Source organism: Limosilactobacillus viscerum, assembly GCF_947387525.1.
Taxonomy (GTDB): domain Bacteria; phylum Bacillota; class Bacilli; order Lactobacillales; family Lactobacillaceae; genus Limosilactobacillus; species Limosilactobacillus viscerum.
Genome location: NZ_CANDNW010000038.1, coordinates 1 through 13,701 on the forward strand (window position 1 = coordinate 1; position 13,701 = coordinate 13,701).

At 45.4% G+C, this 13,701-nt stretch carries 17 protein-coding genes and 1 tRNA gene; 13 read left to right on the forward strand and 5 right to left on the reverse strand.

What is annotated here, in order from left to right:
- Positions 1–191: 191 nt before the first annotated feature.
- Together QOS07_RS08490 and QOS07_RS08495 are read right to left on the reverse strand one after the other, a co-directional pair.
- Positions 192–524, reverse strand: coding sequence for a type II toxin-antitoxin system RelE/ParE family toxin (locus tag QOS07_RS08490; protein WP_283588527.1), 333 nt, complete (start codon positions 522–524; stop codon positions 192–194).
- A gap of 2 nt (positions 525–526) precedes the next feature.
- Positions 527–838, reverse strand: a complete 312-nt coding sequence (locus QOS07_RS08495; RefSeq protein ID WP_283588528.1) for a type II toxin-antitoxin system RelB/DinJ family antitoxin — start codon at positions 836–838, stop codon at positions 527–529.
- Positions 839–1,320: 482 nt separating this feature from the next.
- Here QOS07_RS08495 and QOS07_RS08500 point away from each other — a divergent pair, with 482 nt between their 5' ends.
- The 8 genes from QOS07_RS08500 to QOS07_RS08535 all read left to right on the forward strand — a co-directional run bounded on the left by QOS07_RS08500 (position 1,321) and on the right by QOS07_RS08535 (position 7,226).
- Positions 1,321–1,596: a hypothetical protein gene (locus QOS07_RS08500; RefSeq protein ID WP_283588529.1), complete on the forward strand. Its 276-nt coding sequence runs from the start codon at positions 1,321–1,323 to the stop codon at positions 1,594–1,596.
- 560 nt (positions 1,597–2,156) lie between these two features.
- Entirely contained in the window at positions 2,157–2,468 is a 312-nt protein-coding gene (locus QOS07_RS08505; RefSeq protein WP_283588530.1) for an MGMT family protein, read from the forward strand.
- A complete protein-coding gene (locus QOS07_RS08510) occupies positions 2,422–2,871 on the forward strand; it encodes a hypothetical protein (protein WP_283588531.1) in 450 nt (149 codons plus the stop codon). Before QOS07_RS08505 ends, QOS07_RS08510 begins: the two co-directional genes overlap by 47 nt.
- Positions 2,868–3,215, forward strand: a complete 348-nt coding sequence (locus QOS07_RS08515) for a YbaK/EbsC family protein (protein WP_283588532.1) — start codon at positions 2,868–2,870, stop codon at positions 3,213–3,215. The genes QOS07_RS08510 and QOS07_RS08515 overlap by 4 nt, the downstream gene beginning before the upstream one ends.
- A 144-nt stretch (positions 3,216–3,359) precedes the next feature.
- The gene (locus tag QOS07_RS08520) at positions 3,360–4,031 is read left to right on the forward strand and encodes a type 1 glutamine amidotransferase (RefSeq protein WP_283588533.1); all 672 of its coding nucleotides are present in this window, start codon (positions 3,360–3,362) and stop codon (positions 4,029–4,031) included.
- Between the two features lie 86 nt (positions 4,032–4,117).
- The gene (locus QOS07_RS08525) at positions 4,118–5,653 is read left to right on the forward strand and encodes a glutamate--cysteine ligase (RefSeq protein ID WP_283588534.1); all 1,536 of its coding nucleotides are present in this window, start codon (positions 4,118–4,120) and stop codon (positions 5,651–5,653) included.
- Between the two features lie 66 nt (positions 5,654–5,719).
- A complete protein-coding gene (locus QOS07_RS08530; RefSeq protein ID WP_283588535.1) occupies positions 5,720–6,661 on the forward strand; it encodes a lactate/malate family dehydrogenase in 942 nt (313 codons plus the stop codon).
- On the forward strand, positions 6,651–7,226 hold the full coding sequence (locus QOS07_RS08535) for an LOG family protein (protein WP_283588536.1): 576 nt from the start codon (positions 6,651–6,653) through the stop codon (positions 7,224–7,226). Before QOS07_RS08530 ends, QOS07_RS08535 begins: the two co-directional genes overlap by 11 nt.
- A 38-nt stretch (positions 7,227–7,264) precedes the next feature.
- Here the strand turns inward: QOS07_RS08535 and QOS07_RS08540 are convergent, their stop codons facing one another.
- Entirely contained in the window at positions 7,265–7,627 is a 363-nt protein-coding gene (locus tag QOS07_RS08540; RefSeq protein WP_283588537.1) for a DUF4828 domain-containing protein, read from the reverse strand.
- A gap of 164 nt (positions 7,628–7,791) precedes the next feature.
- On the opposite strand from QOS07_RS08540, the gene QOS07_RS08545 reads away from it, so the two are divergent.
- The 4 genes from QOS07_RS08545 to wecB all read left to right on the forward strand — a co-directional run bounded on the left by QOS07_RS08545 (position 7,792) and on the right by wecB (position 11,564).
- A complete protein-coding gene (locus QOS07_RS08545; RefSeq protein ID WP_283588538.1) occupies positions 7,792–8,811 on the forward strand; it encodes a Gfo/Idh/MocA family protein in 1,020 nt (339 codons plus the stop codon).
- 11 nt (positions 8,812–8,822) lie between these two features.
- Positions 8,823–10,124, forward strand: a complete 1,302-nt coding sequence (locus QOS07_RS08550) for a DEAD/DEAH box helicase (protein ID WP_283588539.1) — start codon at positions 8,823–8,825, stop codon at positions 10,122–10,124.
- A gap of 58 nt (positions 10,125–10,182) precedes the next feature.
- Positions 10,183–10,255, forward strand: a tRNA-Arg gene (locus QOS07_RS08555).
- A gap of 175 nt (positions 10,256–10,430) precedes the next feature.
- A complete protein-coding gene (gene wecB, locus QOS07_RS08560; protein ID WP_283588540.1) occupies positions 10,431–11,564 on the forward strand; it encodes a non-hydrolyzing UDP-N-acetylglucosamine 2-epimerase in 1,134 nt (377 codons plus the stop codon).
- A 75-nt stretch (positions 11,565–11,639) separates the two neighbouring features.
- Here wecB and QOS07_RS08565 read toward each other — a convergent pair whose 3' ends face one another.
- Positions 11,640–12,077, reverse strand: coding sequence for a GtrA family protein (locus QOS07_RS08565; protein ID WP_283588541.1), 438 nt, complete (start codon positions 12,075–12,077; stop codon positions 11,640–11,642).
- Positions 12,070–12,525 carry a flavodoxin gene (locus QOS07_RS08570; protein WP_283588542.1) on the reverse strand — a complete coding sequence of 152 codons (456 nt, stop codon included), beginning with the start codon at positions 12,523–12,525 and terminating at the stop codon, positions 12,070–12,072. Before QOS07_RS08570 ends, QOS07_RS08565 begins: the two co-directional genes overlap by 8 nt.
- Positions 12,526–12,637: 112 nt before the next feature.
- Here QOS07_RS08570 and map point away from each other — a divergent pair, with 112 nt between their 5' ends.
- Entirely contained in the window at positions 12,638–13,492 is an 855-nt protein-coding gene (gene map / locus QOS07_RS08575; RefSeq protein ID WP_283588543.1) for a type I methionyl aminopeptidase, read from the forward strand.
- Positions 13,493–13,701 lie beyond the last annotated feature (209 nt).

The window sequence follows — 13,701 nt, forward strand, 5'->3', positions numbered from 1 at the left end:
GGCGAACACCAATTGAGATCTTTTTGCGTAATCTGCGTTACTAAATTTGTTCAAGTTATTTCTTGCAATCTGCCATTTAGAGAAGTTGAGTGTATTAGAATTATAATGGCAAAAACAGCACTCGGCCGTGATAACTGAATGCTGTGAATTCTTCGAATACATTTTTTGGAAATTTCGATAAAGGCTAAAAGTTACTTTAATGAATTTGTTAAAGCCTGTGGAATATTTTGCCCACCATACATGATTCTAATGATTTGGATAACGTTGGTTGACTTATTAGGATAATAGAAGATGGTGTAATTACCAACTGGAATGTAACGCAATCCTAAACTATGCCAAGGTTCATCTTTGTATAATTGATATCTATTTGGCATAAATGCTAAATTGTCAATCATATTCATGATTCTATTGATTAATCTTTTGGCACTTTGTGGTGAAAAAAGATTATAGCGGATATAGTGGTCAATTTGAAGAAGATCTAATCTTGACTGATTAGAGTACACGATATTCCATTGGCTTTTCATTATTAACTTTCTCCATTAATTTCATCTCTAATTTCTTTAGTGGTATAAGTATTTCCGTTTTTAAAATCATCCAATCCCTTTTGAATTTCATGATTAAATTGTTTGCTAGAAAGTGAATGGTAATCGTCTGGCTTAGAAGTAAGTTTAATATCAAATGGGATTCCTCTTTGATTGACTACTTGTTGTAGGAATATTGCTAGAGCAGTTGACATTGGAATCTGCAATTGATTTAAAACCTCTTCGGCCTGTTCTTTTAATTCTGGAGTAACTCTTGTAAATACGCTAGCTGTCTTCTTATTTGTTGTAGTAGTCATAATAATTACCTCTTTGTTAAATTTGGGTTTATCATAACAACTTTGTAAGCTATAAGCAATCATTTAGATGCAAAATGCAATACAAACTGGATGGTTACCTTTCTATAATTTTAATACGGTAATTTTTAAGGAAAATATTTTAGAAATGGATTTTAGTTGGGTGATATGTGAGAATAAAGTTAGTGAACTGATAGCAAAACGGGGCGCCAATAATGAATAATTTCCCTAAAGATGACTGAAATCTTAAAAAAACGACTTCTAAACTGGCAAGAACGATACATGGGGCGGCTTAACCAAAAGTATCAACAAATACTAAGTCAGGAAGAAGAAAATCAAACGATTTTTGGCAATTAGCGAAAACAATCGAAAAAGATAGCAAGTCATCAGGCGTTGGATTGTATCTCAAGTGTAGTGATTTAGTGAATCGCTAAGGGAGACATTGAAGAAATTATGCTATTAGTTATGGAAGGAAGCTCATTTCTGTGCAAGAAATTCCGATAAAGCAGGCTAAGTCAATATTAAAACGGGCCTTGAAGGGTAAGGTTAACCAAAAGATCGTCTTATTTACCAAGAAGAAGGATCGTTTGCTGACAGTGGAAACGTGCGAAAGTAACCTGGTTATCACTGAGCAGGGCTATGTCGATGCTACGAATACCTACCAGCTTAGTAAAGGGGAAGCTAAGCATGAATTAACAGCCGCATTTAAGCGTGAGTTTCCACGGAGTCACCAGCTTTACATAAACCAGGTGAAAGAGTGAATAAGACTTTTTTAATTCCCCGGAAAATGGACTAATAAGTTTGTTGTAGTAAAATTATTATGTAAAATATGGTTTATAAACTAAATAAATTTTGGACTTTGCAATTTAATGAACCGCTTAATGTCAGGAATCTTTTAAGTATTCCCCATGCGAGTGGGGGTGATCCCATGATGATTAACTACGCTGAGTATGCACAAGCGTATTCCCCATGCGAGTGGGGGTGATCCTATGCGATGAGTTGGGCTGACTTCAAAAAGAAGGTATTCCCCATGCGAGTGGGGGTGATCCCAACAATCAGACATGGCGCACTACGTTATCGTGGTATTCCCCATGCGAGTGGGGGTGATCCCCCGATTGGGTGCGGCACGATAACTAGCGGGTAGTATTCCCCATACATATGGGGGCGGATCTATATATCACAGTAACGAAAAGTACTTACTCAGGAGTCCATTAATATGATGAAACTGAGCAGGTGCTTTTCGTTTAGTGGGCAATAAAAAAATCTCAGTAACATTAACCCCAAAAGCAGGTATAATTTAACCAAAAGAAAGGAGCAACCCATGGCAGCCAAATTAGACGAACAATTTATGCAGGACGTGCTCAACACGGTGGATTTAATTCCGTTTGGGCGGGTTACTACTTACGGTCAAATTGCACGGATGATTTGCCGGCCACATAATGCTCGCCTCGTGAGTAAAGCACTCAGCAAGTCCGGTGGTCACGGTAAACATCCCTGCCACCGCGTAGTTACCGCCACCGGTCGGCTTGTTCCCGGCTGGATTGACCAGCGTCCCATGCTCGAAGCAGAGAAGGTGCCTTTTAAAGATGAAACCCACGTCGACATCAAAAAGTGTTTTTGGCACGGGCTTTAGTATTGCCCAACAACGTCGGCTTGCCCCGTGGCCCATCCCCGCTAATGCCATCACACAAGAAATAACTAGAAATGGTTACCACCAGCTTAAATATACTTGGACAAAGAAGCCGTGGCATTACGAAGCCCGCTGGCACAGCCGGGTCCCATCGGCCAAGTTCATTACCTATCCCAGTTGGCGCTTAGACCGGGTTAAACCTGGGCAGGGCTTCGGACCAAATGCAGCACCCCGGATTACCCAAACCTGGGTTGCAGGTAAGTGGCTACCAACGCGCCAAGTCCGCTACCTAACCAGCCAGGCTAATCGTCAGCCAACCCCGGAGACGGTTACCTTGATCCGTGCCGCCCACCCAGCCGCTACGATTAAATATTTCCCGGGGAATTTTTTAGGAGGGAAATCATGAACGAAATACTCAACTTACTAGGGCAACGAAACGTGGCCTACCAGCTAGTCCACCATCCTGCAGTCTATACGGCGGAGGAAGCCGACCGCTATGTCACTAATTATGACTTTGCCCGTGCTAAGAACCTCTTTCTTCATAACAGCCGTGGCTTTTTCTTAGTCATGATTAACGATGACCAGCGCCTTGACATGCACCTCTTAAAACATCGCCTTGCAACTACTAGGCTTTCATTTGCCAAACCGCAAGACCTAGAAAACCAGCTTGGTATTCAAACAGGTGCTGTATCACCATTCAACCTGATTAATGACCATTACCACCAAGTTACTTTAGTAATTTCCCAATAGCTGCTTGATACAAACCGGTTAATTGGTTGCCACCCCAATGACAATACTAAGACGGTCATCCTTAGTTTCACCGACTTAATTAAGATTGTTTGTCAGTGGGGAAACCCCGTTAAAATCGTTAACCTAGCAAAGGAGTAAACTACCATGAGAATTAACGTCTTACAACACACACCAAACGAAGGCCCCGGTGCAATTGCCGAGTGGGCGGACCGCAACAATCATGAAATGTACATTTATCATCCATACCAGTTCGGCAACTTGCCAACAGTTGACCAAACTGATTTCTTAGTTATCCTTGGGGGTCCGATGAGTCCTAACGATGACTTGCCGTGGATTAAGCGTGAGCAAGATCTGCTCAAGCAGGTGCTTGACCAGCATAAGCCAGTCCTTGGCATCTGCTACGGTGCCCAGGAAATTGCCAAAGTGCTTGGCTACCGCATTACTAAAGCACCACACAAGGAAGTAGGGTGGGCGCCGGTGTACCGACAAACCGACCAGCTTCCTGACATTCCAGAACAACTCAACGTCCTTCACTGGCACGAAGAAATGTTTGAAATTCCGGACCAGGCCCAGCTGCTTTTTTCCAGTGATCTGGTTAAAAACCAGGGCTTCATCCTTGGTGATAATGTAATTGGCCTCCAGTTTCACCTCGAACCATTGCCAACCAACGTACGTGAAATTGCCACTAACGATGACCAGTATCCACTGGACCACAATGACTTGCACCAGACTGCGGGGCAAATCATCAGTCATGGCGTGCCAAAGGACAATCGGCAAATTTTGTTTAATTTATTATCCGATTTAACCCGTCATTAACTATTAGACGGTCAAAAAAAGATTGCTCATTATGTCCCAAAAGTGTTAGAGTGGAGAGCGAGATAATAAGATTGGGAGGATGCTAGATGGCTGATAAATATGAGCAAATCAAGTCGGCGCTGAACGAACCTGATATGAACGCAAGAATGTTCGCTTGTCGTTTTGGCTTGGAAGCTAAAAAGCATCGTGTATTAACAAACGGGCGGGCTAGCCGTTACCCATATCCGGCCAACCTCCGTACCCGTCAATACAATATTTACCTAAATTCTGGCTTTACTGACGATATGATCGACTTTGAAACGCCGCCAGTAGTAGGGAGTAAGACAGCCGTTACCTACCTGAAGATGCTCGAACAGATCATGATTGAGCAGCTCCATAATGATGAACGGCTCTGGCCTTTAAGCATGGCGCCAGCACCGCTTTACCAAAATGACCTCGACTTCTTGAAAGACCACTTTACCAAGCCGTGGAACCAGGGAAATCACGATTACCTTGGTAAAAAGTACGGAATTGTTAAGGAAATCATGGGGGACGTCCACATCAATTTCGGCTTAGATGATGGTTTAATCAGCGAACTCTACCGCCGCTTTTACCAGGATGAGTACGGTAGTGAAATTGACTTCCGCAACCACCTTTACTTTAAGCTGGCGCAGGTTTACTACCTTTACCAGTGGTTGTTTACTTACCTTTTCGGTGCCAGTCCGGTAACTGAAGACATGCCAGAAAGTTTTCCCGACAACCTTGAACTGCCGGTTCGAAGTATCCGGGCCAGTGAGTTTGGTGATGACAATATTGCCAGTGAACGGGTTACCTACAATTCACTTGAAGAACATGTCGACCAGCTGCAAGAGTTTATTGACAATGGCACCTTCTACAACCTGAAGGAATTCTTCGGCCCGGTTCGGCTTCGTGGCCGCCAGCATGACTTGCGTAACCTGAAGGAGTCAATGAAGAAGGGGATTAACTACCTCGAGTTCCGGAACCTCGACCTCGATCCGTTGTCCCGTGCTGGGATCAGTGATGACACGCTCAATTTCTTGGAGCTACTGTTGTTGCACGCAATCATTACACCATTGCCAGACGACCTTACTGACCGCCTAGCCACGGCTCATAAGCTTAATAATGAGGTTGCTCTTCAGGCCCCAACAGATGAAACTGCAGAGATGAAAGATGCCGCTAACGCCATCATTGATGAACTGCAGAAGTTTGTTGAAGACTTCAACGCACCGCGGGAATACCGGCTTGCGTTAACTTTTGCCAAGCGGCGGGTGGAAGACCCATCCTTGACGATTAGTGGTCAGTTGGCAGACCGGATCGAAGATGGTAATTTACTTTCCTTTGGCCTTAAGATCGCTAATGACCGCTACACCAATAACATTAACTACCAGCACCCGCTTCAGGCAATTAGCAAGGATTACTCGGATGATATTCAAAAGCTTCTCCGGGCAGCCATTGAACTGGGAGTTGAGTTTGAACTGGGTGATAACCTGGTAACCCTGTCTGTCGGTGACCACCACGAAATCTACCAGGCGCAGGAATCACTAGACCTCAGCAAGGGAGCACGTGAGTTTGTCCTCACTGCCTTCCCAGAGGCCGCGCGTTTCCAGGAAGCGCAAGAATAAGTTAAACGAAAAAAGGGACTAATGGCCTTGTTGCCACGGTCCCTTATTTAGAAACTAGGTGTATTTATGCGAAATATTGGAATAATCGGCCTCGGCCACGTTGGTCGGCTCTTGGCAAATGAACTGGTTACCAGTGGCGAGGTTGATGAATTAACTTTAATTGACAAGGATGATGATCTTGCTCTTGCTGTTCAAACTGACTTAGCAGACGCCGAGACAGCATTGGCGGCCCATCCTGAAATCACAATTCAGGATTATGCGGCTTTAGGCAGGGCCCAGGTCCTCGTTATTGCTGTCGGCTACAGTGCGTTGGCAAAGGAACAGCCAATGGCCGAACTGACTGAGAGTGGTCAGGCAGTCCTAGAATTTGCAGATAAGGTTAAACAGAGCGGCTTTAAGGGGATTGTCCTTAACCTGACCAACCCTAATGAAGCAATTACCGCCTTCCTTCAGCAAAAATTATTCCTGCCAACTAAGCAGGTCCTCGGTATCGGTACTGTCCTTGAAACCGCGCGGATGCGGCGGGCAGTTGCCCACGCGGCCCACTTATCATCGGCTAACGTTAGTGGCTTTGTCTATGGTCAGCACGCTGGCCGCCAAACCTTTGCCTGGTCAACAGTCCGTGTTAATGGCCAATCACTAGAAGAATCAATCAATGGTCATTCGCTCGACGAGAGTCAAGTTAAAGTGCAGGCCGATCTTGGTAGCTGGTACACCTTAAAGGGCCTTGGCTACAATGCAAGTGCTGCCGTTGCTTGGAGCCGACGGATTATTCGTGCCATTTTAAGTGACGAGCAATTAGCCTTACCGGTAGCGATTTACCAGCCACAATACTCAACCTACGTGAGCTTTCCAGCACTAATTGGGAAGCAGGGAGTTGGTAATTTGTTGCTGCTGAAGCTGTTACCAGTGGAAGAGATGGCAATTAAGACGGCGGCCGATTCAGTTAGCCAGCAGTTAGCGACATTAGAGAATCTAGAAGGAGAAGAGAAAGCAGATGACAATTAAACGATTAGCAATTTATTGTGGCGCCCTGAACGGCAAAGATAAGCACTACCTAGTAGAAGCGGAAAAAGTCGGCGAATGGTTAGCGGGCCACCAAATTGAGCTGGTTTATGGCGGCGGACGTCATGGCCTTATGGGTGCCGTTGCTCGTGGTGCCCTTGCCAATGATGGTATTGTTCACAGTATTATTACCCAGGAATTGTATGACCGCGGGGTTGCACTGGACGGGGTGAACGACCGTCAGATCACGACAAACATGGACAAGCGGAAAGAAAAAATGATGGAAATGGCTGATGGAATGGTTGCCTTTCCTGGTGGACTGGGGACGCTTGAAGAAATCAGCCAGGCCGCTTCCTGGGTAACGGTTGGTGATAACGCCAAGCCCGTTGCTATTTACAACTATCGTGGCTACTATGACGAATTGAAAAAACAGCTGGTAAAAATGAACCAAGCTGGCTTCCTCGAAGACTTATATTTAAATAATATTTACTTTGGTGACAACATGGATGACATTTTGCAATTCATGGAAAGCTACCAAGTACCGCACCACCGAACGTACGATAATTAATTTAAAATAAAAAAACGCTGTTTGACAGCGCTCCAAGATTATTGTACTGGTTGAATGGTGTAGACCTGATCATCAGCTTCGTCTGTTAATGAGACCGGCCGTTGTTCATTTGCCCGAATCGTGATGTGGTAACCGAACTTATCAAGGAATACCAACTTGTCATTCTTAATTTGTTGAACCGTCGCCGGGATAACCTGATTATCGATTCCCAATTTTAACTCAGGAGAAATGGTGATTCGATGGGACCGATCGCGTTCTTTATCATAATATTGCCAAGTACCAGTGTAAAAAATTGGTAGCGCAGTGGTAGTGCTACTCTTCTTCGCGCGGCTGAAACCCAAGGTACTGCTGAGCCCAGCCATTAGCCCCGCGCCGAAAAGTAACATTCCTTTTTTCTTCATATTCCATCGTCCCCTCAAGTAAGTATGTGATAAGTCATTTAACTTCACGATTCATTATACACACTTTTGTGTTATAGGAAGATTTCAATTCTGTTAAAAACAAGAAATAATTGGTAAAATTAGGTGTAACAAACGTATTTGTTTATAAAGGAGAGAGAAGAATTATGCTTAAGTTAGGAATTATCGGAACTCACATTATTACTGATCAGATGTTAGATGCCGCTAAGACGACTGGTAAGTATAAGTTAACCACGGTTTACTCACGGACGATTGACCGGGCAAAGGAATTTGGTGAACCATACGGCGCCACCGAATTTTACGATGACCTTGATAAGTTCTTCAGTGAAGGTGACTTTGATGTCGTTTACATTGCATCACCAAACAGCCTCCACTACCAACAAGTACGCAAGGCTATCGAAAACGATAAGTTCATCATTGTTGAAAAACCATCATTTGCTAACCCGGCAGAATTCAGCGCAATTGAATCTCTTCTGGCTGCCCACCCGAAGGCACGCTTAGTGGAAGCTGCCCGCCACATCCATACGCCACTGTATAAGAAGGCCGTCGAAAAGGTTAATGAGATGAAGAAGAACCATTGCCAGGGTGCAACGATTACCGTAATGAAGTACTCTTCACGGTATGACAAGGTTCTTGCTGATGACAAGCCATACCCAAACATTTTCACCCTCGACTTTGCCGGTGGTGCGTTGATGGACCTTGGTGTTTACGCCGTTTACGGTGCGGTTACCTTGTTTGGTGAACCAGACACCGTTGTTTACTACCCAACCCTTGCCAAGACTGGTGTCGATGCAAAAGGTATTGCAATTCTGAACTATGACAGCTTCACCGTTACGCTGAACTTCGGTAAGACTGCGAACTCCTACTTGCCATCTGAGGTTTACGGATTGAAGGATACACTGGTATTCGACAGCATCTTTGAAACGCAAAAGGTTACTTACTATGATGCCGACAAGAATGCTCACCCGTTGGAAGCACCAGTTGAAAAGAATTCAATGACGGATGAAATGAATGATTTTGCGGCACTGTTCAATAATCCTGACGACCCGGCTGAAATGAAGAAGTACCAACACTGGATGGACTTGGCCCGGACTGTCAATTCAGTAATGTACTCACTCCGGCAATCAGCAAACCTGACTTTCCCAGCAGACAATGATCAAGAATAGGATGATTTTAGTTGATCGAGCAATTTAAAGAACACTTTGATAAGCTTTACCAGCAACCAACGGCGATTCAGTCAGCGGTTGAAAAAGCCCTCCAATCTGACGAATCCGTTTTAGGGATTGCGCCGACGGGTTCCGGTAAGACACTTGCCTTTACGTTGCCCCTACTGCCAAAGGTAATGCCAGGGTCTGGTACACAGATTCTGGTCCTTTCACCATCACAGGAACTAGCTCTTCAGACCGCCCGGGTAATGCGCGAGTGGGGCGCAATTATTGGGGTAAAGGTTCAGTCATTGACGGGTGGCGCCAACCTTCGCCGCCAGGTAATGCACCTGCATAAGCACCCGGATGTGGTCGTGGGAACTCCCGGACGAGTTCTCCACATGCTGGATAACCACCACTTAAAGCTTGGCCACCTCCAAACGTTGGTCATTGATGAGGCCGATGACCTGTTGCAAGATGATACTTTGGCAGTTGTTGAAGACATTGAACGGGCAACGCCGTTGAGCACCCAATTAGCATTTTTCTCCGCGACGAAATCCCCCGTTTTAGACCAATTAAACGTAATGTTTGGTCGGGATATTGTTACCTTTGACGTGCGTGACACCGACCATTCCCGGGGACCAGTTCAAAACGTCTACTTGACTGCCCGGACTAATGCCCAGAAGACCGCTACTTTACGGCGCTTGGTCAGCATTAAGGACTTCCGCGCACTGGTCTTTTTCAATAGTACGCGGACACTTCACTATGCAGCTAGCCGTCTCCGTCACGAACACGTTGCGGTTGGTACCCTTGGTGGTCGACAACGACAGACGGAACGGGAAAAGGCGATGCGGATGTTCCGTAAGCGGCAGATTAAGTTGCTGCTGACGACTGACTTAGCCGCCCGGGGCCTTGATATTCCAAAGCTGCCAGGAGTAGTTAACTTTGACTTGCCGACTGAAGTTAATACCTACGTCCACCGTGCAGGACGGACTGGCCGGCAGGGTGAACGAGGAATGGTGATCAACCTAGGTGATGACCATGATATTCGTGACTTACGGAAGTTGATCAGTGACTTAGATGTTGAACTTAAGCAATTCTACATTAGCCAGGACCACCTGACAGACCAGAAGCCGGTCAAGGGTGAAAAGGTAGTGCCATTTGCCAAGAAGGCTAACCGGCACTTGCAAAAGGAACAGTTAACTGGTGAATCAAACTTGAAGAAGTCGGTTGATAAAACCTTTGCGGGCTTTTCCAAGCCAAAGAAGCGGCGCCACAAGAAAAACCGGAAGAATAAGGGGATTCGGCTAAAGCACCGCCGTAAAAATTCATAAATAAAAGAATATTATTGCTTTACCTTGTGAAGGGGAAATGCGATAATATTCTTTGTTTGGTCCCATAGCATAATTGGATAGTGCATCCGCCTCCTAAGCGGTCGATTCCGGTTCAAGCCCGGATGGGATCAGTTAAAATGGGCTGTGACCTAACTGGGTTATGGCACGCGATATCTCTGTAATATTCGGAGCTAAAATAAGGGACTGTGACAAAATCGAGTTTTGTCGCAGTCCTGATTTGTTTTAAAAAAGTTCATAATTCGGGTGTACAATTAAAATGATTATTTAAGTAAAGGAGTGACTGCTGTGCAAGCGCCATACCGTGTCATGCTCTTGTTTGGTACCCGGGCAGAGGCTTTAAAATTAGCACCGATTATTAGAATTATGCGGTCTGATGCCGCGACCTGGCAGCCGGTAATTGTAACGGCACCCCAATCGCACCATGCCGACTTGCTCCAGCAGACTCTTGACTACCTTCACGTAGACCCTGATTTTGAACTTGCCCAGGCTAGTGGGAAGGGGCAGTTAGTAGAAGAACTTAGTCACCTCCTTCACAACCTGAATAACGTCATTAATGCAAGTCAGCCCGACATGCTACTTGTCGTCGGGGATGCTGCAACTAGTTTAGCTGCTAGCTTGGTCGGCTTTTACCACCGCCTACCGCTCGGCCACGTTGAAGCGGGATTGCGGACCTACGATAAATATTCTCCGTTCCCGGATGAAATGCACCGTCGCTTGACCGATGATTTGGCCGATTTATACTTTGCACCGACCACCCGGGCACGTGACAACCTCCTTGCGGAACACCACCCCGCTAAGCAGGTCTACATTACTGGCAATACTTCAATTGATATGGCGGAGAGCTCATTAGACCAGCAATTTGAAAGTGACCTGCTTAACCAGTTGCCAGCTGACCACCGGCTAATCATTCTGACAATGGAACGCGCGGAAAATATCGGCAAGCCAATGCGGCAGGTCTTTCACACGATGAAGGATATTGTGGAAACTAACCCGGATGTGGAGCTGATTTACCCAACGATCTCGAACCCGGATGTGTTAACGATGGCGGAAAAGATCCTTGGCGGAAAAGACCGAATTCACCTGGTTAAACCACTGGACCACGGTAGTTTCCTCAATCTGGCGGCCCGGAGTACGATTATTGTGACTGATTCGGGGAGTATCCAGGAAGAAGCGCCGGCCCTCCACAAGCCAGTTCTCTTATTGCGGGAAAAGACGGAACGGCAAGAAGCGGTTGATGTTGGCGCGGTAAAGGTTGTTGGCACTGACCCGACGAGCATCCAGCAGGCGGTATTTGAGTTGTTGAATAACCACCGCGCTTATAAGCAGATGGCTGGAGCAGAAAACCCGTTTGGTGATGGTCACGCGAGCGAGCGGATCCTTACGATTATCAAGAAGTACTTGGAACAGAAAAATGGTTAATAAAAAGGGCGACCCAAAGTTGGTGCAATATAATAACCAGCTTCGGGCCGCCCTTTTTATTGTCGGGAGCTTCAATTATTTATCTTCAATTTTCTTATTATTCTTGAAAATCAACCACTTCGAGAAGACGTAGTTGGCAATCACAACGATGACGTTGTCAATTACCTTAACGACGAACTGGCCAACCGGATCCTTGAAGCCAAGTAATGAAATACCGATGAAGGTAATTGCCATATCAATTACTAACGTCAGTGCTCGGTAGAAGAAGAACCGTAATAGTTCGGCAATAAAGTCGCTAACCGTTGTGTAGTGGGAACCGAATACCCAGACCTTATTGGTGAAGTAAGCGACTAGCACTGAAACGAACCAGGCAATTACCGTGGCAACTTCGTAGTTCCAGTGGATACCGGAACTCAAAACTTGGAATATTACCAGGTTAACGACCGTCGTAACAACGCCCCAGAAGAGATAAGCAATAATGCTTTTATACTTTTTCCAGAGTCGCTTAATCATTTAATTCTTGTGCCTTTTTAACCAATTCTTCTGCAAACTTGTCGATAGTCTTAACGTCATCGCCATCTGGAGTCAGGTTGATGTGGACATTTTCGCTACCCTTAGTAGCACCAGTCTCATCAAAGGCCTTGCCAAAAGCGTCAACGGCACGGCAGAAGTCATCACCGTAGAAGGTATCACCAGAACCGGCAACACCGTAAACCTTGCCTTCGAGTTCTTCTTCCTTTAAATCATCGAAAAAGTCGAGCCCTTCATCAGGAAGGGTACCTTCGCCGTAAGTGTATGGGCAAACGACGCAGATGTCGACATCTTCAAAGTCAGCAGGATCTGCAACTGAGATTTCATTTACTTCTACATCAACATCATGGTCTTCTAACGATTCGGTTACCAAGTCGGCAACGTCCTTGTTATTACCAGTGATTGTTGCGTATACTACGAGAGCTTTCATTAGTTTTGCCTCCAAATTTTTATTCATTATTTAGTATAGCATGCTTTAAGGGTCGATTGCTTAGTATAGTGGTATACTTATAAAGGTAAAATGTCAAAAAGGAGATCCGAGAATGATTACATTAAAATCACCACGCGAAATTGAAGCGATGGAAAAGGCCGGCGCCGCATTAGCCGGTATGCACCTTGGAATCCGGGAATTCATTAAGCCTGGAATTTCAAGCTGGAAGATTGAAGAATTCGCCCGGAAGTACTTTAAGGCTGCCGGTGCTAAAGCAGAACAAATCGGTTTTGAAGGATACAAGTACGCAACCTGTGTCAGCGTTAATGATGAAATTTGTCACGGCTTTCCCCGCAAGAACCTGATCTTAAAGAAGGGTGACCTGGTCAAGGTCGACACGGTGGTTAGTGTTGACGGCTTCTTTAGCGATTCTTGCTGGTCATACGCAGTCGGTGAAGTAAAGCCAGAAATTAAGAAACTGATGGATGTTACTAAGAAGGCATTGTTCATGGGAATTGACCAATGTGTTCCTGGCAACCGGATTGGTGACATTGGTGCGGTAATTCAACACTACACGGAAGATGAAAACGGCTACGGGGATGTTCGTGAATTTGTTGGCCACGGGATCCAACCAACGATGCACGAAGACCCAATGGTGCCACACTATGGTGAACACGGCCAAGGTCTACGGCTGAAGAACGGGATGACGATCACGGTTGAACCAATGATTAACACCGGCACGTGGGAAGCAGACACAAGCGACCCAAGTGGTTGGTTAGCAAAGACTGCTGATGGTGGCTGGAGTTGCCAATACGAACACACGTTGGTAGTAACAAATGATGGGCCAAAGATTTTGACCTCCCAAGATCCAGAAGCAGATGCAAAGTACATGTATGATGATAACTATGCAAAGTACCTGGATCACTACGGAAAGATCGCCCGCGAGGTTGCCGAACAATTTAAATAATTAAGTATGAAAGAGACTGGGGAGAGCATTTTTTCTCCAGTCTCTTTTGCTTACCAGATAAATGTTATCTTTCAAAACATAAACAGGAAAGGGCAATTGCCGCGATTTAAGTAGCGGTTGCCCTTTTAAAAATGGCAGATTGCAATAAATAAATTGAACACTTCATCGAAACATTTTTCGCATAAAGACTTCAATGGGTGATCGCCAGT